Here is a 19,965-nt window from a genome sequence, read left to right on the forward strand (position 1 = left end):
GCTCCGCCTTACCAGCCGGAGTCGGTGACCCCACGATCCTTGGATCGCTCCTCGACCGTTTCGGTGTTCCGGAAAACCATCGGCGATTCTTCGGATTCGGGGTCTGTGGAATCGTTGCGCAGCGGAGCCGGTTCGGAACTCGGCATAATGGAGCCGAAATCGGGCATGCCCGGGACCAGATCGGACATCCTCGGAAGGCGCGCCTGCTCCTCCTGTACGGGCGCCAACAGCTCTTCGTTCTTCCGGCGCACGTCCGCGACCGCCGCGTCGGCCGCCTCCAGCAGGGCCTTGCTCAACTCGGGATATTCGAGTTCCTCGACGTTCCGGCCGAATTTCACGTCGGTGAGCGCGCCGTCGGCGTTCACCGTCACAGTGACCTTTCCACGCCGGGCCGAGCCCGTGCCGGTCAGGTACGTTCGCTGCCGCTGGACTTCGGCGTAGCGGCCGATCTGCGCGCGGGCCTGGCGCGCGACCTCCGCCATTTCGCTCTTGAAGAATTCGCTGACCACGATGTCGACCCGCCTAGGACCGCAGGCCGTCGCGGTTCTGGTCCTCCAGCTGCTTGCGCACGTCTTTACCCGTCTTGCGCTGCGCCGCGGCGAGTCCGACAAGGGACTTGTTCATCGCGTCCTTGCCCTGTTCCATGCTGGTCTTGGACTTCTTGTAGCCCTTGTCGCCCTCGGCGAACTCGTTGCCCAGCTTGTCGTCACCCCAGGGAGCGCCGCGGCCCGCGGTCGCCGTCTCCAGCGTGGACCACACCTCGTTGATCCGGTCGCGCACATGCAAAGTCTTGTCAGCAGCCTTGGAGAAGGCCTCGGGATCCATCTCGAAAGGGGTGGTCATGGCGAGCCCTCTCCCTCCATCACACCGCTTGTTAACCCAACCGAAACCGAACGCGTAACCGCGAATCGAGATTCCGTTAACCGTAGCATTGCCGCAGCGGGACCGCCCAGCCCAAGACTTGGGGGCAGCCGTTATCATGCGCACGCCGCGACGGTCTGCAACGATTCGACTGGTGCGGGTGGCGATAGTCGAGGACGACGACGGGGTGGGTGCGGCGCTCATCTCCGCGTTGGCCACCCGGGAGTACGACCCCGTCCGGATCCGGCGCGGCATCGATCTGCTGCTGACGCATTCCCGATACGACGCCGTGGTCCTCGATCTCGGCCTGCCCGACATGGACGGGCTCGAGGTGCTGAGGAAACTGCGTGCGGTCAGTGAGATTCCCGTCATCGTGCTGACCGCGCGCGGCACCGAGCGGGCGGTCGTGCGCGGCCTGCGCGCCGGCGCCGACGACTACATCGTCAAACCCCCACGCATCGCCGAGCTCATCGCCCGCATCGAGACCGTCACGCGCAGGGCCACCACCGCGACACCGGCATCGGCGCCGGCGTCGGTGGTGGTGACCGGTGACGTGCGGGTCGACCTCGCCGCCCGGCAGGTCACCGTCGCGGACCTCCCGGTCGAGCTGACCCACACGGAATTCGAAATACTGCGCCTACTGCTGGAACGCCCGGGCACCGCGATCAGCAGACACCAGCTGATGGATCGCATCTGGGGTGATGCCTACGTGTCGATTTCCCGCACCCTCGATGTCCATATGGCCGGCCTGCGCAGAAAACTGCGCAGGCCCGGCCTCATCGCCACGATCCGCGGGCACGGATATCGGTGGGAAGGCTGACCGGCGGATGCGCCGACGTTTGCTGATCTCACTCACCGGATTCGCGATGGCCGCCGTCCTCGGATTCGCGATACCCCTGTCGCTGACCTACGCCCTCAGCCGCACCCAGCAGCTATGGCTGGGCCGCACCGCGGACACCGAACGTTTCGCCGCCCTCGCAGAGGTGGCGATCGACGACGGCGACCGCCACAGCATCACCCAGGAGGCGTACCGCTACACCGACCTGTACGGCGACCGGCTGCTGATCCTGGACGCCGCGCGTGCGGTCGTCGTCGACACCGGCGTCGATGCCCGTGACCCGGCGGTCGCGACGGCCCTGGATGCGACGCAACGCACTCGGAGCAACAGCGCCCCCGGGCGAGTGCTGCCGTGGGGTCCGGACACTCTGATCGTCGCGCGCCGGATCGGCACCGACATACGAGTCGACGGTGCGGTCGTCCTCGAGGTGTCGACCGCGCGGGTCCGGTCCGATATCACCCGGGCCTGGATCGTCGTCATCGGCTGCGCGAGTCTGGCAATGGTGTTGTGCACGACCCTGGCCCTGGGGTTGAGCCGCTGGGTGCTGCGTCCGCTGCGGGCGCTGTCGGGTGCGGTCGACAGGCTGACCACGGGTCTGCCTCGCGTACCGCCGCCCGACGGGACGGGGCCGATCAGCCGCCGGCATGTCGGCCCACCGGAAATACGATCCCTGGCGCGATCCTTCGACCACATGGCGTTCTCGGTGAACTCGTCCATGACGGCGCAGCGCAAACTCGTCGAGGATACCGCGCACTCGATGCGAAATCCCTTGGCGGCATTGGCAATACGTATCGACTCGTTGGCACCGGGGGTGCACGAAACCGTCTCGGAGGAGTACGCCGGCGCACGCGCCGAGGTCGATCGTCTCACCACCCTGCTGGACGGACTGCTCACGCTGGCGGTCGCCGAGACCCACGAGCCCGCCGACGAACTCGACCCCGACGGGTTGGAATGCGACGCGGCGGACGTCGCCGAGGAACGCGCCGAGGCATGGCGGCCGGCGTTCGACACCGCGGGCATCACGCTGGCCGTCGCGCCGGCGGCGGGAGCGCACCACACGGCCGTCGGCGCGGAGTCGCTGGCACGGATATTGGATGTGGCGCTGAGCAATTCCCGCGCCTACGCCGGACGCGGAGCGCATACCGAGGTGCTCGTCGACGGCACGGCCGGGCGCGTCTCGATCATGGTGCGGGACAACGGGAACGGTGTCCCCGCCGACGAGATCCGGCACCTGACTACGCGATTCTTCCGAGGCCGTTCCGCGTCCGGAACCGGATCCGGACTCGGGCTACCCATCGCCGCCGCTCTCGCCGAGGCGCACGGCGGTGAGCTGATCCTCGAACGGGTACGCCCGCACGGACTGGCAATGATCGTGCGATTGCCGCGGGCGGCCCCGGCATGATCGCGCGACGTGCCCTCCTCGGTGCGGCGATGGCCCTGCCGGCCGCGTCCTGCGCCCGGCGGCCGCCACGGCCGACGATCCGCTTAGCGGCCGGGGAACCCGAGGGTTTCTACTTTGCCTTCGCTCATCTGCTCGCCGGCATCTCGACCGACCTCGAGATCGGCATCATCGCCACCACCGGCTCACGCACCAACCTGGCGATCCTGGCCGACGGCGACGCCGATATCGCGATGTCCCTGGCCGATTCGCTCCCTGCCGCACCCCGCGACGCCGCGGCAATCGCCCGGATATACGAGGACTATCTGCAACTGTTCGTGCGCCGCGACAGCCCCGTCCGGACCATCGCCGACCTGCGCGGCCGGCGAATAAGCCTCGGCGCTCTCGGATCCGGGGGAGAATTCACCGGCGACCGGCTGATGCGAGCGAGCGGCCTCGATCCGGGCGCGGACCTCGATGTCATCGCGCTCCCGCTGCCCGCCGCCATAGCGGCCCTGGAGAATGCCGAGATCGATGCCCTACTGTGGGTCGGCGGTGTCCCGACACCGCTGCTCGACTCGCCCGCCCGGATGCGCCTGCTGGACATCGGATCGGCGGCGGCGCCCCTGCGGGAGCTGTTCCACTTTCCGTACCACCGCATTCGGATACCGGCCGGTGTCTACGCGGAAACTCCCGCCGTCGATACCGTAGGAACGTCCAACATACTGCTGACCACCACCGCCGTCCCCGATTCGGTGATCGCCACCGTCACCCGGACCCTCCTCGACAACGCGGATCGCCTGATGCCCTACCGATCCGCCGGTTCCCAGTACCTCGACGAACGCTCCATGATCAGCACGGCCGACCTGCCCCTCCACCCCGCCGCGGCCCGGGTGTACCGGGAGCGGCACCGGTGAGGACGCCGGGCGAGGGAGCCCGGCTCGGTCACCACCGCGCTACCCGGGCGCACCCGTTCACAGCGTGAGGGGTGCCGTGTCGAGAGCGGGCGTGCCCTGCAGAACGACCCGGAACACGCGACCGAGTGACGACCAGTGGGCGGCGGCATCGCCCATGGCCTCGGCGAACCACTCCAGCCGGTCGGGTCGGTCGGCCAGCAACTGTTCCGAATCGCGGATCACCACAACGTATCCCGGTGCGGTACCGAGGAAATCGTCCAGATCACGCAAACATTCGTCGAAGGCATCCGGGTTCTCACCGAAGTAGTACGGGAACTGGAACGCCGCCGCGAACTCGTCGAAAATACCCGCGACGGTACGCATCTTGGCACCCCGCAGTTCCCGGACCACGTAGTCGCCGGGAGCCCGGTAACCGACCCCGCTGAACTCTCCGGCGGACACCGGAAGGGCGCCGAGCACCGGACAGGGAGACACCGCGGCGGAATCTCCCGGCGCACCGGACAGGAACCGGGCCAGCGGCAATGGCGTGCTCATCAGCGCATCCTCGTGAAATTCTCGTAGTGGTCGTCGGTGTAGTGGACCGAGCCGTCACTACCGGTGACGATCCGTTCCCTGTCGCGAGCCCGGTCGCGCTTCTTCGGGTTCACATCCCACTCCTTGTAGGTGATCGCCTTGCCCGAGGGATCCGTTCTCGACAACTTTTCGTCCTGATTCTTGTACCGGCCACCACCTTTGGTGCCGGGGGCGCCGGCCGAGCCGGGCCAGCGACCGGCATCGATCTCCGCCAGCGTCCGATGCGCGCGATCGGGAACGGCGGGCGCACTGCCGCTGCCGGATGCGGCGGCTGCCGGCGGACCGGACGCATCGCCCTTCCCGACGCCGGACGCAGCAACGGCCGACGAACCCGAGGCATCACCCTTCCCGACGCCGGACGCAGCAACGGCCGACTGACCCGGGGCATCGCCCTTTTCGCCGTCCTCATCGACATTGCGCAGGCCCAGCGCATTCGCCGGGCGGCGCTCGCGGCTCGAGTACTGCTGCCCGCCGTGTTCCTCTCCGGAGGTCCGCACATCCGGTTTGCCGTCGACACCGAAAACCAGGCCGTGGACGGTGGCAGCGGGGCCCGCCTCGGCCATCAGCTCCGCGGCCCGTTCGGCGACCTTCCCGTCGCCGATCCACTCCACGGTCGTCATGACCGCCCGGCCGTCACCGTCCAGAAGAAACCCGCCGGAATCGTCGGTCGCGCGGACCTGTTCGGTCATCATCAATTGCCCGGGCCACAGTTCCGCCCGGCGCCCGGCCATCTCGTCGTCGATGCGGACGATGGTGAAGGCATGTGCGACAACACCATTCGGTGAGTCGACAGCACCGATGATCGTGCCGCCCAGGTCCGCGCGTTCCCGCATCGCGTCCATCGACTCGAACCGCCGCCACTCACAGCCCGCCAGCCGCGCGGCGAGGTCGGGATCCAGGCCGCGCAGCGCTATGCGACCCCGCAGGGCGCTCGGCACCGCGACCCGCGGCCGCCCCGGCCCCTCCCCGGCGGCGCGGAACGCCACGATCGCGCAGGTTCTCGGGTCGACGGCCCCTTCGGTATCGTCGCCGGTGGCCGGCTCGACTGCGCTCGGCCGCAACGTGTCCCGCAGCGGCGGATAGCTGCCACGATGGTTGCCGCGGAAGAACAGACCGCCGGAACTACGATGCGCCCCAACGTATCCGGAGGGTCGCCTCGGTGTCTCCCCCGGCAGGCCGACCTCCATCCGACCGGCCATCACCGTCGGCATTTCCGTACGCGGCAGCTCGGTGCGCAGCAGGTCCTCGGCCAGCGCCACGGCGCGCCAGCCCGTACCCCAGCCCTGCAGGTACACCGCCGGGAGTTGCGCGCCCGGTCCACCGCGTGCCCGATGCGCGGCACGCGCCGCCGCGATGTCACAGGCCAGCAGTTCGCCCTTCCGCGGCCGCACCCGGGTATCACCCGACGCATCGTTCAGCTCCGGCATCCGGTCACCGAGCCAGATCACGGTGGCGTACTCGCCGACCTCGAGCGGCGCACCGGGACCGGTGTATTTCCGCTCCCGCTCCACGGCCTTCGGCAATTCCCGGCGGAGCCCCGCCACGGCGGTGTCCTGATGCGGCACCACGTAGTCCACGGCCTTGGCCACGTCCGGGTCGCCCAGGCACACCACGAAATTGCCCGCCGCACCGAAAGTCATTCCGTGGTAACGCATGACGAGCAACGGGGACTCGCCGGTCACGCTGCGGTCCGGTCCCGGCTCGCCGATCTCGCCGAGGGCCCCCAGCTTGCGCGCCGCCTCGGCGTCCACGGCCGCCAGCACCTGGTCGAGCTGAACCTGCAGCAGACGCTCCGCATCGGTCGGCCGCTTGTCGCCGGCCGGGTGAGACAGAAACCTGTCACGCAGTCGCACGAGATCGGACCGCATCACCGTGACATTCGCCCGGTGCCGCACGCGGGCGGGGATGCCGTCGGCATTACCGATCCACTCCGGATACCGCTGCAGCAGCGCGTCTCGAGCGGCCCCGTCCGTAGCGTCCCACCAGCGGGCGTTGAGAGCGGCGAGTTCACCGGCCGCCCAGACGGCGTCACCGGAGCGCCGCCGGCCCGACAGCAGGGCCCGCGGCCACGCCGGCACCTCCGCGCCGGTCTCGGCCCGCACCATATCCGCGCGGCGCTGGAGCGCGGCGCGGGCCAGGGTGACGGAATCGTCGGTCTCCGGGGTAGCGGGGGAATCGGTCCCGGCGGTGTCGGCGGCGGCGAGTTCGTTCATCGACTGCTGCAGGTCGGCGGCGGCGCGATCCAGCTCCAGCACAGCGTGTATCGCCGCACCGAGCTTTTCCCGGCGCACCGGCTCCGGCTCCGCTTCGTACTCGTCCCTCAGCGTCGACATCAGTTCCCGCATCGATCCGGATTCGGCATCGATGTCCAGCTCGGCCAGCTGCGTGGCTACCTCCAGCGCCGCGTGCGCGAACCGATCGCGGTGGACGATCAGCGTGTCCAGACGTGCGCGTGCCCGAGCCTGCTGCTCCGGCGGGAGGCGGCGCGGCGGCGGCTTCGTCTGGGCAGGCGAGTCGACATGCCGGTCCAGCAAGTCGGCCAGTTCGTTCAGATGCTCGACGCGCCCGCGCAGTTCCTCGACCAGACCGCGCCGGAATTCGGCCAGATCCTCGCCCGAACGTCGCTCGTACTCATCGAACTTGCCATCCCGCACCGCCGCGTACACCCGCACGATTTCGTACGCGTTCTCGAGCGTGAGCCGAGACCGCTGCTCGGCCGTGGGGTACACGGAACCGGAGTCGACAGATTCGGACGCGAAGAGAGGAGCGATGTCGACACCTCGGACCTGGGCCCACAACGGTTCCGCCGCCGACGCATCCGGCCCGGACAGCGGCGTTTCGGCCAGGAAGTCGACAAAATCCCCTGTGTCACCGACGATCTCACTCAGCAGCTGTGGACCGCCCGCGACGGCAATGCCCAATTCCTTGTCGAGCGGACGCGGATCTGCCCCGTAATCGCCCAGCCAGACCGTCATCGTCGGGTCCAGCGCCCGCAGCGTGCCGAGGCATTCGGCAATGGCGATGGTCTCTCGACTGTGTTGGGGCCCAGGCGATTCGTAATCGGCCGCATCCAGTACGGCCGAATACAGTTGTTGTAGATCCACCTTGCCGGCAGCGCCGCTCAGGTACCCGGGGTCGTGCCCCAGACCGATTGCCAGTCCATCCCGCGCGGCGTCCACCGCATCCGGATTCAGTCGGCGCAGTTCATCGATGTACCCGGCGAGCTGAACGACCACACGGCGGCGCTCCCACCGGCCGTTCCCGGGGTCGGTCAGGAACTCCGCCACCCCCTGCGGGGTCGCCTCGGCCGGACTCGCACCGACCAGACGGGCCAGCTTCGACCAGGGGCCGGTGAGCCCTTCGAACCGGTCGAACGTGGCCGCCGCGGCCGAACCGTCGACCAGCGCGCACATCATGGCCGCCTGCACTGCGGTGGCCCGGCGGCGCTCGGTGACGAGCTGCTGTACCTGCTGCGGCGCCGAATGGTCGAGTGCGATACCGAACTCTTTGGCCAGCTGCCACATCCGCTGCTGGTCCTGCTCGGTAAGCGGTTGCACGGGTGCGGGTTCGGACTCGGCGGGCCCCGCGGGCGGCTTCGGCAGAACCGATTCCGCTCCGTGTAGCTCGGCGGCGTGGTCGGCGGCCAGGAATTCGGCGGCGAACCCGCGCAACGCCTCGACCCGCCGGGCCTGGGCCTCGAGCCCGGCCCACAACTCCCCCATGACCGATTCCTGCTCATGCGGCGGCAGGCCCGTGATCTGTCCGCGCCCCAGCCATTCCCAGTCTTCCAGCTCCATCAGGAGCTGTTCGCGGCGCAGTGCGATCTGAAAGTCCGCACGGCCGCTCGAATTCCCGAGACGAAAAGGGAGACGGTCGCGGTCTCCGTCGCGGTCGCGGTTCAGGATCTCGTACACCGAGGGCAGCAACTCCTCGACGCGGCCGCTGATGCCGGGCACGACCGGTTCGGTCGGTGTGCCGGTCTCGTGCCGGTGTTGTTCACGGCGGAACCGGTCCACCGGATTCCGGTCGTGCGAACTGCGCGTGTGGCTGTAGGGAACCTCGGCCTGCTCGGCGTTGTAGCGCCGCCGCGCGAACTCCAGGCCCTGGATCGCGCCGGCGCGGCGGATCAGGTGATATTCCGCCTGCCGCAGCACCCGGTCCAGCGCCGCTGCCGGATCGGCGGGCAGTCCAGCGGACAACGGTATCCCGAGGGCGGCCGCGAGCTCGGCGAACCGATCCCACGCGGCGGCCCGGTCCGCGTGCGCGATGGCGGCGTGGCCGGTCGCCGCACCGGGGTCGCGGAGCACGGCGGCGTGCAGCGCGCGGGAAAGAAATTCCTCGGAGAGGCGATCGATGCGTACCGATCGATCGACGCGCGCGTCGGCAGGACCGACATGGCCGTTCCACGTCTCGTAGACCGAGCCGTCGCGCAGCACGACGGTCGGCACCGTCCCGGGCGCGACCCGGCGCGCCGACTCGCTGACCCTCCGGATGAACAGCGGCCCGCCCTCGTCCCGGAACTTCCGGACGAACAGCGCCACCAGCTTGACGTAGTCGGTCGGGTCGAAATTGGGCATACCGTCCGGCAGATACCCGCCGTGCCCCTGGAGGATCGGGCTGTCGTTGGGGCGACCGTCGGGCAGGAGGCCGACGACGTCGTGCAGGATCGTGCTGATGACCTCACCCGAGTATTTGGAGCCCGGAAAGTAGAACTGTTCCGCCCGACCGTCCCGCAGTCCGCGCCATCGATCCCGCCAGCGACTCCACGAGAGTTCCTGCCGCCACTCCCGCACGAGCCGTTCCGGCCGGCTTTCCGGTACGGAATCCCCTGCGGCCGGATTATTTTCACCGTTCCGGCCGATATCTCCCGCGCCTCGGAACAGCGTGCCGGGATCGGGGGCCGACGGTTCGCCCACGCCGGAAACCGCCCGCGCCGCTTCCGACTCACCCTGATAGATCACGCCCCACACGTCCCGCACCTCGGCGACCGTGGCGCCGGTCAGATCGGCCAGGTGCAGTGTGCCGCCGTCGCCGGTGTAGCGGTAGGCCGAGCGTCCACCGGCATCGCGGCCGGCGTCTTCGACGCGGCGGAACAACTCGCGTCCCTCGGCATCGAATCCGCCGAATTCCACCAGCTGCCCGTCGACCTCGAAGTACTCCACACCGTCGAACTCGCCGAGGTAGCACACCGCATACACGTGGCCCGGGCTCGCGGCGCCGGCATCGCCGGGGACGGAATCACCGTCGGGTTGTGGATCGTGCCGGATATCGAAAACCGCCGCGGACGACGGGACTTCGGGCCGGTCCCGACCCGACCGCCGCAGTGCGTCCACGAGTTGCCCGTGCCCGGTCAGCCCCCCGGCGCCGCGGAAGGCCTCCACCCGGCCGGGCAACTCGGAGGCGATGAGTTCGAACGACGTCCCCGCCAGTCCGCCGATTCCGTGCGGCAGGGTCCCGACGATCCCGTGGCGCCTGTGCAGTCGCTCCAAGGTCTCCGGGCCACAGTTGGCGAACCGGATGCCGACCACGCGGTCGACCGCCTCGTTCAGTTCCTGTGCGATCCTGCCGACGCTCAGTCCGGTCTCCCCGGACAGCGTGCCGATATCCCAGCTGCCCTCCAGCAGGTCCGTCAGCAGGCGCCGAGGCAGCGATTCGAGCCGGGACATGTCCTCGCGCACTCGCTCGGGCGCGTCGAGGTATTCGCTCGCCAGCACCGGCCACGCGCGGTTCCCCTGCAGCACATCACTGTTCGGTGCGATACGGTGCTCGACCGTCGACCGCAGCACCGCGCCGATCAGTTCGCGCCTGCGCGCCACCCGTTCCACGGACGAACCCGTTTCGGCGGCGATCGTCGCATCGGACTGCCCGAGCACGAAGGCCCGTTCCGCAAATCGGCGGTCCGGTCCCGCCAGCAGATGCACGGCACGTTCGGTGCGCGCTGCGCGTTCGGCGGCGGACCTCCCCTGGCCGGACACCGTAGGCGCCGCCGCGCCTCGGCCTCCCGGGAAGACCCTCTCCTCCACTGCGAGCAATTGCCGGAGTTCGGCATCGAGATCCGCACGAGCCGAGTCCGGAGCATCGGCCCGGTCCTCGAGGGCGGTATCGGCATCGGGGCCGGACCGGTGACGATCGTCCGGACCCGACGGTGCCGATCGTCCCGAAGCCGCTGCCGCAGAGATATACGCCGGGCCCACTACGGCTTCGTCCGCAGCGGCACCGGATCCGGGCACATCGTGGGTGCCGACATCCTCCGCCGCCGTCTCCAGGCTCGCGTTCTCGGCGCCGATCGAACGCGAGTCGGCACCCGTCGCCTCGATGCCGCCGGCACGATTCGGTGCCGCGCTCCCGGCGCGCCCGGCCTGACCCACGAAGGACGGATTCCGCCCGGGCGAAGCTTCCGCCGGAGCTGCCGCCGGGCGCGCACCCGAACGCTCGCTGATCGAATCCTGCTGTGTTCCAAGGTCGTTCGATGCCGACGGGGCGGCGCTCTGCGCGGGAACAGGTGCGGCAGGGACGGCGCTCGAACCCGCGACACCGGACGACGCCATCGCGGCACTCGCCGGTGCCGCGCCCGAAACCCCGGACGGCGTGGGCGAAGCGCCCGCCGGTGCCGCGCCCGAGACCCCGGATGGCACCGGCGAGCCGTGCGCACCCTCCGAAACCGGAGAGGCCCCGGCCGCCCGCGCCTCGATCGGCGCCGCCGCCGCGTCGTGCCGGGCCGGATCGGCAGTGCCGGTGGTGGCCGGACCGCTCACGCCGGAGCCGCCGGACGCGGTCGCGTGCTGCCGCGCGCCTGCCCCGCCGCCGGTGGACCCCGCGCTCGCGGCCGAGGGAGCCGACGATCCCGTACTCGGTCCCGGATGTGCGGCCGTCCCGTCCGCCACCGCCCGCACGTCGGCACCGGGCGCATCGAATGTGTGACCGGGCCCGCCGAAACCGTCGTTCGGCACATTCCTGTTGAATGCGCCCGCAGCGGACGGCAATCCGCTCGAAATACCGGACGAGACAAAGCCTTTCATATCGAAGCCCGTCCACGGCATGGTGGCCGCATTCCCGGCCAGGCCGGACAGGCCCCCGATGGCCTGATTGCGCACCGCCTGCTCGAACCGCCCCGAGGCGAACGGCACATTCATCTCGGCGAGTCCGCTGTTGTGCAGCCGCACACCGGCGAGCCCTCCGGCCGCTCCGCCGAGCGCGGACAGCCCGATATCCGCTCCGAACTGGTCCCAGCGCCAATCGTGCCGGTATCCTGCGACATTCGTTATCAGATGGCCCGCCACATCCTGGAAGACGGTCTGGCCGATCTCCTCGAACGACTCCTGCACGGCCTCCCAGCCGTAGTGGGTGAACGCCCGGGCGAATTTCTTGATCGCGATCTCGGACATCTGCTTGCCGAATCGCCGCGCGATCATCATGCCCAGCTTGTTGAGCAGTAGCTCGCCGATCGTCTTGAACGAGAACCGGGTCACCGTCATCGCCTGGGCCGCGACGGGAGCCCCGACCTCCGGCCCGGCCGACATGGCATAGATGATCTCCCCGACCATCCAGGCCAGTGAGATCACGAGATCGACCTTGGCGGCGTAGATCTGGCCGGCGAATTCCTCCGCCGCGCCGGCCAGATTGCCGTAGTGGTCGGCTATGGCGGCCACCGACTGGTCACCGGAAAGGAGTGCGTCGAACGCCTCCTCCATCTTGTCGTGGGCCTCGCCGGAGATGTAGGCGTCCAACGCGGCGGCCTTGGCGTCCTCGATATCGCGCACGATGTCGTTCACCAGCCGCTGCACGTCGGACAGCTCGTCGGCCATCTGCTGCATCATGTCGGCATCGCCGAACGGCCAGTCGCCCCCGATCACCCAGGTCAGGCCCGCGACCCAGCGGGCCCAGCCGGGCACGTCGGGAGGTATTTCGCCGGAACTGCCGTCGGATTCGTCACCCATGCGCGGTCGGTTTCGTCACCAGGTCAGATCGGTAGCACCGCCGCGGTTCCGCCGAGGCTGCTCAACATAGTCCGAGTTCGTCTCGGACGACGTTGTGGCGGTGGATGCTTCGATCGAGTCCGAAGAATCGTCCGGGGTGGCCGCGGGTCGCGGCCGCGGCTGGTACCGCTCGTAGTCGGGCAGGCTCTCGATGAGTTCCGACAGTTTCCCGAACCGGGGCGCCGCCTCGCGCACCCCCGCGTACAGCTGTTTGTCTCGCTCGGCAGCCTCGGCCTGCGCCTTGCCGACCGCCTCGGTCACGGCCTCGGCGATCTCCTCGTAGCTCAATTCGTCTATGCGGGAATCGAATCGGGTTTCCAGCAGCGCACCGTCCGCGTTGACCCGCACCGTGATCCGGCCATCCGCCGCGGTGCCGGTCACGGTGAGTGCCGCTCGTTGCTCATGGGCATCGTCGAGGGCCTCGGCCTGCCGGCGCACCCCGACCAGCATCTGGGTGAGCAGATCTTCTCTGGCGTTGTTCGGCACGGTCTCACCCCTCGGCCGGTGCGGGGCCGCCCGGGGCGCATCGTGCTCTGCCTGTTCGACGGCCGCCCCCTCCACCCACTGGGAAATGCCCTCCACCGCCTGCCCCGCGGTCGAGGCGAGTTGGGCTACGCCTTCCAGCACCGGACCGATCGCCTGGCCCCCTTGTCCGCCACCGGCACTCGCACCGGGAACTGCGGAGGAAGCCGACGAACCTCCTTCCCCTGCATAGGAATAGCTCGGCGGGTCGGATCGTCCCGAAGTCGCGGATCCACCGGGCACCGAGTCGGCGGGCGACCCCTGGCTCCCCGACAGCGACCCGGGTCCCGAAGCGCTGACACCGGTGGCCGCCGACCCGTGGGCCGCCGGCGTGCCGGCGACGGTGTCGGTATTGGCCTGCTCGGCCTCGTCGAGATAGTCCGCCGATTCGCGCTGCCCATCGGCCAGCTCCCCGAACGTCGTCGCCATCGCGCCGGTGCCCTCGATGAGCAGGGAGCTGTTCTCGACGAATCCGGGCTTGCCGGCCTCGCCGTCGCGGAATGTCTCGGCGAACTTGTCGTCCCCCCAGGCCGCATCACCCGGCGCGACGGCCTGCTCGGCCGCCCCTTTCGCCTCCTCCAGCCGTCCCTGAATCTGCTCGAGCTTCCGCGCCACCGTGCGCAGCGCCGCCGGGTCCACCTCCACCTTGCCGGACATCACAGCACCGCCTTCTGTCTCTCGTCGAACCGTCGCTGAAAGTCCTCGACGTAGCGCAACGGCGATATCGAGGACGAAGACTGTTCCAGCACACCGTCATCGGCCACATAGAAAACGGCGCGACCGAGCGATATCTCCCCGGGCCGGGTGGGGGAATACACCATCCAGCCGCACGGAACCCGCTCCGCACGAAGGCTTTCGAGCGGATAATCCGTGGTGTCGAAGCCTCGCTCGGTGACGAACTCACGCACCTGCCGCACCGCCGCCTCGGCAGGCATCGGATCCGGTTGCGCCGGAACCACTCCGGCCAGCGTCAGCTGGTACATCGCGTCGTCCAGCGCGGCGTCCTCTCCGGGGAAGACGTCCGTCATCCTTTCCCGGGTCACCGCGCGAATCTCGGCAGCGACCACCAGATCCGACACCGCATGCCGTCGGAATTCGGTGGGCTCGTCCGGCAACAGGCCGGTGATCACTTCGATGACGGTGTCTATCGACCACACTCCGGGGACGGCATCGCTCAGCTCGTCGGCACCGGGAGATTCGCCCCGATGCCAGCGACCGGCCTGCCACCAGTAGCAGAACGACAGCAGCCCCTCCCCGACACGCGGATTCAGCACCGGATTCGCCACCCATTCCGGTGCACCGGAATAGAATTCGGGCATCGGCGCACCCTCGTTGTAAGCGGCGTCGAGCGCCGGGGCGTTCCAGACCCCGCCGGAGAGCACGGCCCGGCCACCGGGTAGCCGGTAGAGCGTCGCCCCGCTGCGCCCGGCACCCTCGAACCACGCCAGGGAGGGCAGCATCCGCGGCCCCTGCTCCGATCCGGCCGCGACGAAGGCCGCCGCCAGCACGGCCCAGCGCGCCCACAACGTGTCCAGATCCGGAAACTCCCACTGCGACACCGCCGCCCGCACTCCCGCCGTCCGATCGGCGTTGCTCCGGGCAACCGCCTGCGCGGCCGTGCGATGCTGCCGATCGCCGTGGCCGATATAGGCCGCCAGCCAGACCGGGAGCCGCTCGCGCGGATGGCGTTCGAGATCGGCCCGATAGGCCTCGGGGGCGAACAGCTGCCCGGCGGGGAACGGCCGGTCCCCGTAGTCCTCGTCGGCGAGAAGCGTTCCGGTGGAATCCATTCGGACGCCCAGCCGCCACCACGGGCCCGGCCGGGTCCGGGAAGACAGTTCCCGATGTTCCCGCACCAGCGCCATCACCTGCGCGGGCGGATCGATGCGTGCCGTCCGGCCGTGCCCGTCGGAGAACCTGACCTCCGCCGCCTCCGCCGTCGTCGTCAGCGCGAATACGGCGGTCAGGTCGGTCCATCCGGGTGGGCCGCTCGCCTCCAGTGCGCTCCCGATCCGTTGGGCCAGTTCATCGGTCGGCGTGGTGGAGTGCGGGTCCGGCGCGATCGGATCCGTGCCGGCAGGGTGTGCGGCAGGGTCGTGCTCTTGCCCCACGGGACGCGGCACCGGACCCGGTCGCACCGAATCGGCCGCAGACTCCCGGGGCGCCGCTCGGTCGCCGAGCCTGAACGCGACATCGGGATCGCTGTCGCCGGGCTGCGCCTGCGGCCGGTGCGGGCCGTGCGATGTGGTCATGGCGCCGTCCTCATTTCGTTCCGCGCTCGGCCGTCATCAGCGTTCGTCCTTGATCGCCGCCACGATCTCGGCGATCTCGCCGTCGAGCACCGCGCGCATGCCGTCGTCGCCGACCGGCGTGGCCCTGCGAGGGGCGCCGGCGATCACATAGCGTCCGTCGGACTCCAGGTCGGTCCATTCGATCTCCCGGCGGGCCATTCCCCTCGGCCCGAAGCGAGAGCGGCCTTGCGCGACCTCGATGACGCCCGCGCCGACGCGGTTCGCGGTACGAAAGGTCTCCAGGTCGTCGCGTTCGGCGTCGTCGACGTCCTCGTGTGACCGCGAGCGCCGGAACCGGTGGTCGTGCCCGGCCGCGTCGTCGCCGTCCAGCGCCACGGTGCCCAGCAGCCCGGGTTTCTCCGCAGGCAGTGCGCCCGCGACCGCGGGGCCCAGTTGCAGCGCATGGAAGGCCCACACGGTGAAGGACCGGCTGTGCCACACCGTCTCACCCGGCTCCTGATCCACCAGATAACCGCGGTCGCCGCGCCGGGCGGCGAGGATCCGGACGCGCGCCCGCGGATCCCCCTGCGCGCCGCGCCATCCGCGCACGACGGCCCGGATGTCGGGGTGCGACAACGCTTCCACCGCGGAACCGAAATCGGCGCCCAGTCGCTCGCGCAACCGCTCCCCGACCTCCCGTCTGACGCGAATGTTGTCCTCGCGCAGCACGATTCGACTGGTGTAGACGAACGGCCGCGGTACGAGGGTGTCGTGCGCGGCTTCCCAGGCGACGACGAATTCCAGGTCGGTGAAATGCCATTCGGCGATCACATCGACGCCTCGCGGTGGTCCGGCGCGACGGGCGGCGGCGGGATCCGCGACCGCCGGCGGCCGAGCTCGAGCCCCGGGGTCGAAGATCAGCCCGCTACTCATCGAGCACCGGCTTCGAGACCACCTGCTGTCCCACCGACTCGGCCAGATGATCCTTGGAATCCAGGTATTTCGGCCGCTTGTGGGTGTTCTCCCCACCCTGCCGCGCACCCTGACCGGCGGGTCCCGCCGAACCCGGGGAGCCCGACTGTCCGGTGCCGGCCACCGGCTGCATCGCCGAGGCCGTCATCCCGGCCGTCACCGGCAGGGTGGCCCGGGGGAACAGCGAAGACATCCGCGCCGCGTCCGCGCCGCCGACCGAGCCCGGCCGGGCACCGGCCCCGGCGCCGCCGCCCGACTTGGCCGCCGCACCCGATCCGCCTGCCGCCGAGGCGGGCTTGACATCCAATCCCTGTGCCGCGGCGTCCTTCCCGGATGCCTGCTTCGGCGCGTCCCCGATCGCGTCGTTCGCGAGCGACGCCGCTCGGCCGAGTTGACCCAGCCCGTCCATACCCGGACCGGAACCGCTCGACGGGTCGCCCCCGCCCGGATATTCGCTGTCGGCACCCGGACCCGTCCCGCCCGCACCGGGCGATTCGAGACCGGAGCCGAGCGACGGAAACCCCGATCCTCCGGGCAGGTCCGAGGGGGTGCCGTCCACCCCGCCGATCGACGTCTCCGGATCCTCCAGGATCGGGACCCGGGCATCGGTGCCGAGTACGCCGAAATAGCCCCCGTCGTCTTTGTGCGGATCACCCCAGTAGTACATGTTCACGGTGTCCCGCTGCCAACTCAGATCGCCGTCGGTATCCGGGTCACCCGTCAGCGTTGACAGGTCGGACTTGGTGTAGGCCAGCGAAAAGGCCAGTTGACCGGCGTTGTCTCGCATCGCCTCCATGCCGAGCCGAAGGCCCTGGAGGTCCTTCACATATTTCTTGACCGCCTTGCGCGCGGCGTCCTCACCGTCTCCGGTCCACCCCGACATTCCGGCGTCCACACTGTCGAAGAAAGGCTTCTTGGCCTTGTTCAACTCGTCGGCGAACCACCCCCAGGTGTCCGATACGGTCATGGCGTCCACCGGCCGCAAGCTCTCACCGAATGCCTTCAGCTCATCGCCGTCCAGCGAGTAGGCGTCCCACACGTCCACCGGGGCCGCACCCTCGAACCTGCCCTCCCAGTTCGACTCCCAATCTCCGATCTTGTCGGTATCCTCGGCGTAGTGATTGTTCGTGAAGTTCTTCATGAACATCTTCCGCGTCCGGCCCACCGATTCTTCGCTACCCCCGTACACCTCGGCCGTGATCTCGTCGTAGCTGTCGTCCTTGATCTCCTCCTCGCCGGACTTCGAGCCGTCACCGGCATCGGCGCCGACCTGTAGGAGCGTTTCCTCGCTCAAGGTCTTCGGCCGATCACCCAGCTTGTGGCTCGGCTCGGTCGGTATCGTGACGTCGGCCAGCCGGCGCTGCGACTCGCCGTCACCGTCCGCATAGGCCGCACCGCCGTCCTTGAACGCATTGGTCATATCGGTGAGCACCTGAATATGCTTGTCCAGCACGTATTCCGCATCACCCCCCTTCGCCGCCAACTTCTTGGCCAGATCCGCCCCTTCGGCATACTTCGAAAGATCCGGAATCTCGGTGACGTCGGGCACGTATTTCTTGACCGCGAGCAGGTAGTCGATCAGCTCCACGCACGCCGAGGCGCACTTCTCCGCCGAGCCCGGTTCTATGGATATGACACCGTTCTTCGCGAGTTCGCCCCACGTATTGTCGCCCATTTCTGATCCCTCCCACGATCACAGATGTCCTTCATCGTGCCGGGCCGGCTACCGGTCTTCCAGGCTCCGGCGACACCACAATGTGAAGACCGTCCAAAGGTTTGCCGGCCGTCACGCCCACTCGTCCCGGATCGCCTGCACCACCTCCGCGATCGCACCGTCGATCGCCGCACGCAGGCCGTCGTCGCCGACCGGCACCGCTCGCCGCGGCGGGCCGGTGATCACATATCTGCCGTCGGCGACGAGATCGGCCCACTCCAGGCCGCGGCGCGTCACCCCGCGCGGCCCGAAACGCGAGGCGCCCTGCGATATGTCGATCGATCCCGCACCGCCCCGAGCGGCGGTCCGGAAGCGGTTGCGCCCCTCACGACGCGGGTCGTGCACGGTGTCCTTCGCCGGAGCGAGCCACAGGCCGTGTTCCAGGTCGTCGGCCGGTTCGGCCAGTTCCACGACTCCCAGCCGACCGGCCGGCGAACCGGGCAGCAACCCGGCCACGGCCGCGCCCAGGCGCAGCGGATCGACCTGCCAGACCGTGAATCCGGCACTGCGCCACTTGGTTTCGCCCGGCTCCTGATCCACCACATACCCGCGGTCGCCGCGCCGGGCGGCCAGAATTCTGATCCGTGCCAGCGGATCGGACGCACCGCCACTGCGTCCGCGGACGACGATCCGGATATCCGGCCGCGCCAAAGTCTCCAGGACCGGCCGGAACTCGTCGCCCAAGCGGTCACGCAGGCGTGCGCGCGCCTGCTCCTTCTCGCGTTCGTTGTCGCGCCGCAGCCGGAATCGACTGGTGTACACGAACGGAATCGGCACGGTGGATTCCGCGACCGGTTCCCAGGCCACCACGAATTCCAGGTCGGTGAACCGCCACACGGCCGTGAACGCCACGTCGCGCGGTGCACGCTCCCGCGGAACCGGTGCGCCTGAGTGACTTTCGGACGGCCCGTCCACCGCCACGGCCGCCTGTGCGGTGCGGTCCGGGGCAATCGGCTCCCCGTCGTCGAAAACCTCGAATCTATCCATCGAGAACCGGTCCGGCCGGCACCTGTGCACCGATCGATTCGCCGACCGGCCATCCCGAGGCATTCGCGTCATCGGCGCGGAGCGTGATGGCGCCGTCGGCGGCAGGCTCGGTCCATGAAGCGTCGCTCATACTGTTCCTCCCCGTAACATGTATGAGCTATGGTGACGCGACCCAGGTCATGGTTCTACCAATTACCGACGGCCGAACACAAAGAACTCCTTAAATTCGTCCCGCGACGACCTCGGCTGCCGACCCTGAATCCTCGTCTGTCACGGTCCGCCGTGGCGCTGTCGCGAAACCGTCAGCGTTCCGGATCGGTGTTCGTCCGGTCGCGGGTCAGCTCCTCGAACATGCGCTCGAGCTTGGCCTGCCGCTCGGCGGCGTTCGTCCCGTCGAGCTGGCCGGCGAAGGCATTGCGGGCCTCCTCCACCACTGCGTCGGGGACGTTCGGGTAGGCGACGGCGATGTCCCACAGGGCCGCGTCGGTCCGGGAGTCCAGTCCGGTGTCCGAGGACAGGCCGCCACCGCCGCGCACCGAGGCGAGCTGTTCCTCGAAGTTGCGGCGCAGTTCCTCTTCGGTGGGGTGGTTCAGGCGCACGGTTCCTCCTCACGTGAACTCCCGGTTCCGACCAGCATGGGCGCATCGGCCGAACTGGCGGTAACCGCGAGGAAACGGGTGTATGACATCAGCGGCGGATTCTCACCGGCGGTTCATTTCCTCGATCTTGCGTGCCAGCGCCGCCTTGCGAGCGGCGTCGTGGGTGCCGTCCATTTGTTCGGCGAACGTGGCACGGGCCGTGTCGATCAAGGTGGCCGGAATATCGGGATAGGCGTCGGCGATCGCCCACAGCGCGTCCTCGGTCTCGGAGTCCAGGCCCGATTCCGAGGTCAGGCCGCCGCCGGTCGTCACCGACCGCAGCTCCCGCTCGAAATTGCGGCGCAGCTCGTCGTCGGACGGATCTTCCTCGCGCATCGTTCCTCCTGTGTTCGGTATC

15 protein-coding genes are annotated in these 19,965 nt (G+C 69.3%); 3 read left to right on the forward strand and 12 right to left on the reverse strand.

The genetic code is table 11. The features are described from left to right. Positions 1 to 8 precede the first annotated feature (8 nt). Positions 9 to 509 carry a YbaB/EbfC family nucleoid-associated protein gene (locus D892_RS0106015; RefSeq protein ID WP_024800379.1) on the reverse strand — a complete coding sequence of 167 codons (501 nt, stop codon included), beginning with the start codon at positions 507 to 509 and terminating at the stop codon, positions 9 to 11. Positions 510 to 522: 13 nt separating this feature from the next. After that, complete coding sequence (locus D892_RS0106020) at positions 523 to 843, reverse strand: hypothetical protein (RefSeq protein WP_156959403.1); 321 nt, start codon at positions 841 to 843, stop codon at positions 523 to 525. Positions 844 to 1,015: 172 nt separating this feature from the next. On the opposite strand from D892_RS0106020, the gene D892_RS0106025 reads away from it, so the two are divergent. From D892_RS0106025 to D892_RS0106035, 3 genes are read left to right on the forward strand one after another with little or no spacing between them, the layout of a single operon-like run. Next, positions 1,016 to 1,681, forward strand: a complete 666-nt coding sequence (locus D892_RS0106025) for a response regulator transcription factor (RefSeq protein ID WP_024800381.1) — start codon at positions 1,016 to 1,018, stop codon at positions 1,679 to 1,681. 7 nt (positions 1,682 to 1,688) lie between these two features. Beyond that, positions 1,689 to 3,101, forward strand: coding sequence for a HAMP domain-containing sensor histidine kinase (locus D892_RS0106030; RefSeq protein WP_024800382.1), 1,413 nt, complete (start codon positions 1,689 to 1,691; stop codon positions 3,099 to 3,101). Further along, entirely contained in the window at positions 3,098 to 3,994 is an 897-nt protein-coding gene (locus D892_RS0106035) for a TAXI family TRAP transporter solute-binding subunit (RefSeq protein ID WP_024800383.1), read from the forward strand. The genes D892_RS0106030 and D892_RS0106035 overlap by 4 nt, the downstream gene beginning before the upstream one ends. Positions 3,995 to 4,051: 57 nt before the next feature. Here D892_RS0106035 and D892_RS0106040 read toward each other — a convergent pair whose 3' ends face one another. The 10 genes from D892_RS0106040 to D892_RS0106085 all read right to left on the reverse strand — a co-directional run bounded on the left by D892_RS0106040 (position 4,052) and on the right by D892_RS0106085 (position 19,943). Then, positions 4,052 to 4,528, reverse strand: coding sequence for a barstar family protein (locus tag D892_RS0106040; RefSeq protein ID WP_036566782.1), 477 nt, complete (start codon positions 4,526 to 4,528; stop codon positions 4,052 to 4,054). Continuing rightward, the gene (locus D892_RS0106045; RefSeq protein WP_024800385.1) at positions 4,528 to 12,504 is read right to left on the reverse strand and encodes a ribonuclease domain-containing protein; all 7,977 of its coding nucleotides are present in this window, start codon (positions 12,502 to 12,504) and stop codon (positions 4,528 to 4,530) included. Before D892_RS0106045 ends, D892_RS0106040 begins: the two co-directional genes overlap by 1 nt. 15 nt (positions 12,505 to 12,519) lie before the next feature. After that, positions 12,520 to 13,722 carry a YbaB/EbfC family nucleoid-associated protein gene (locus tag D892_RS43485; RefSeq protein WP_024800386.1) on the reverse strand — a complete coding sequence of 401 codons (1,203 nt, stop codon included), beginning with the start codon at positions 13,720 to 13,722 and terminating at the stop codon, positions 12,520 to 12,522. Beyond that, a complete protein-coding gene (locus D892_RS0106055; protein ID WP_024800387.1) occupies positions 13,722 to 15,317 on the reverse strand; it encodes a hypothetical protein in 1,596 nt (531 codons plus the stop codon). Before D892_RS0106055 ends, D892_RS43485 begins: the two co-directional genes overlap by 1 nt. Before the next feature lie 36 nt (positions 15,318 to 15,353). Further along, positions 15,354 to 16,229 (reverse strand): ESX secretion-associated protein EspG, encoded by an 876-nt coding sequence (locus D892_RS0106060; protein WP_084160952.1) that lies wholly within the window; start codon positions 16,227 to 16,229, stop codon positions 15,354 to 15,356. Next, the gene (locus D892_RS0106065) at positions 16,222 to 17,943 is read right to left on the reverse strand and encodes a hypothetical protein (protein WP_024800389.1); all 1,722 of its coding nucleotides are present in this window, start codon (positions 17,941 to 17,943) and stop codon (positions 16,222 to 16,224) included. The genes D892_RS0106060 and D892_RS0106065 overlap by 8 nt, the downstream gene beginning before the upstream one ends. A gap of 111 nt (positions 17,944 to 18,054) precedes the next feature. After that, positions 18,055 to 18,969, reverse strand: a complete 915-nt coding sequence (locus tag D892_RS0106070; RefSeq protein WP_024800390.1) for an ESX secretion-associated protein EspG — start codon at positions 18,967 to 18,969, stop codon at positions 18,055 to 18,057. Beyond that, positions 18,962 to 19,099, reverse strand: coding sequence for a hypothetical protein (locus D892_RS47620; protein ID WP_198036844.1), 138 nt, complete (start codon positions 19,097 to 19,099; stop codon positions 18,962 to 18,964). The genes D892_RS0106070 and D892_RS47620 overlap by 8 nt, the downstream gene beginning before the upstream one ends. Positions 19,100 to 19,271: 172 nt before the next feature. Beyond that, the gene (locus D892_RS0106080) at positions 19,272 to 19,568 is read right to left on the reverse strand and encodes a hypothetical protein (RefSeq protein ID WP_024800391.1); all 297 of its coding nucleotides are present in this window, start codon (positions 19,566 to 19,568) and stop codon (positions 19,272 to 19,274) included. Positions 19,569 to 19,670: 102 nt separating this feature from the next. Beyond that, positions 19,671 to 19,943 carry a hypothetical protein gene (locus tag D892_RS0106085; protein ID WP_024800392.1) on the reverse strand — a complete coding sequence of 91 codons (273 nt, stop codon included), beginning with the start codon at positions 19,941 to 19,943 and terminating at the stop codon, positions 19,671 to 19,673. Between the last annotated feature and the right edge of the window lie 22 nt (positions 19,944 to 19,965).

Origin of the sequence: Nocardia sp. BMG51109, assembly GCF_000526215.1 — a bacterium.
Lineage (GTDB): Bacteria > Actinomycetota > Actinomycetes > Mycobacteriales > Mycobacteriaceae > Nocardia.

What these genes read in the sequence shown, in the direction of transcription:
- D892_RS0106070 (WP_024800390.1), bottom strand. Translation starts at nt 18,969, where the DNA reads ATGGATAGATTCGAGGTTTTCGACGACGGGGAGCCGATTGCCCCGGAC.
- D892_RS0106060 (WP_084160952.1), bottom strand. Translation starts at nt 16,229, where the DNA reads ATGAGTAGCGGGCTGATCTTCGACCCCGGGGCTCGAGCTCGGCCGCCG.
- D892_RS0106040 (WP_036566782.1), bottom strand. Translation starts at nt 4,528, where the DNA reads ATGAGCACGCCATTGCCGCTGGCCCGGTTCCTGTCCGGTGCGCCGGGA.
- D892_RS0106055 (WP_024800387.1), bottom strand. Translation starts at nt 15,317, where the DNA reads ATGACCACATCGCACGGCCCGCACCGGCCGCAGGCGCAGCCCGGCGAC.
- D892_RS0106030 (WP_024800382.1), top strand. Translation starts at nt 1,689, where the DNA reads ATGCGCCGACGTTTGCTGATCTCACTCACCGGATTCGCGATGGCCGCC.
- D892_RS0106085 (WP_024800392.1), bottom strand. Translation starts at nt 19,943, where the DNA reads ATGCGCGAGGAAGATCCGTCCGACGACGAGCTGCGCCGCAATTTCGAG.
- D892_RS0106065 (WP_024800389.1), bottom strand. Translation starts at nt 17,943, where the DNA reads ATGGGCGACAATACGTGGGGCGAACTCGCGAAGAACGGTGTCATATCC.
- D892_RS43485 (WP_024800386.1), bottom strand. Translation starts at nt 13,722, where the DNA reads ATGTCCGGCAAGGTGGAGGTGGACCCGGCGGCGCTGCGCACGGTGGCG.
- D892_RS0106045 (WP_024800385.1), bottom strand. Translation starts at nt 12,504, where the DNA reads ATGGGTGACGAATCCGACGGCAGTTCCGGCGAAATACCTCCCGACGTG.
- D892_RS0106020 (WP_156959403.1), bottom strand. Translation starts at nt 843, where the DNA reads ATGACCACCCCTTTCGAGATGGATCCCGAGGCCTTCTCCAAGGCTGCT.
- D892_RS0106035 (WP_024800383.1), top strand. Translation starts at nt 3,098, where the DNA reads ATGATCGCGCGACGTGCCCTCCTCGGTGCGGCGATGGCCCTGCCGGCC.
- D892_RS47620 (WP_198036844.1), bottom strand. Translation starts at nt 19,099, where the DNA reads ATGAGCGACGCTTCATGGACCGAGCCTGCCGCCGACGGCGCCATCACG.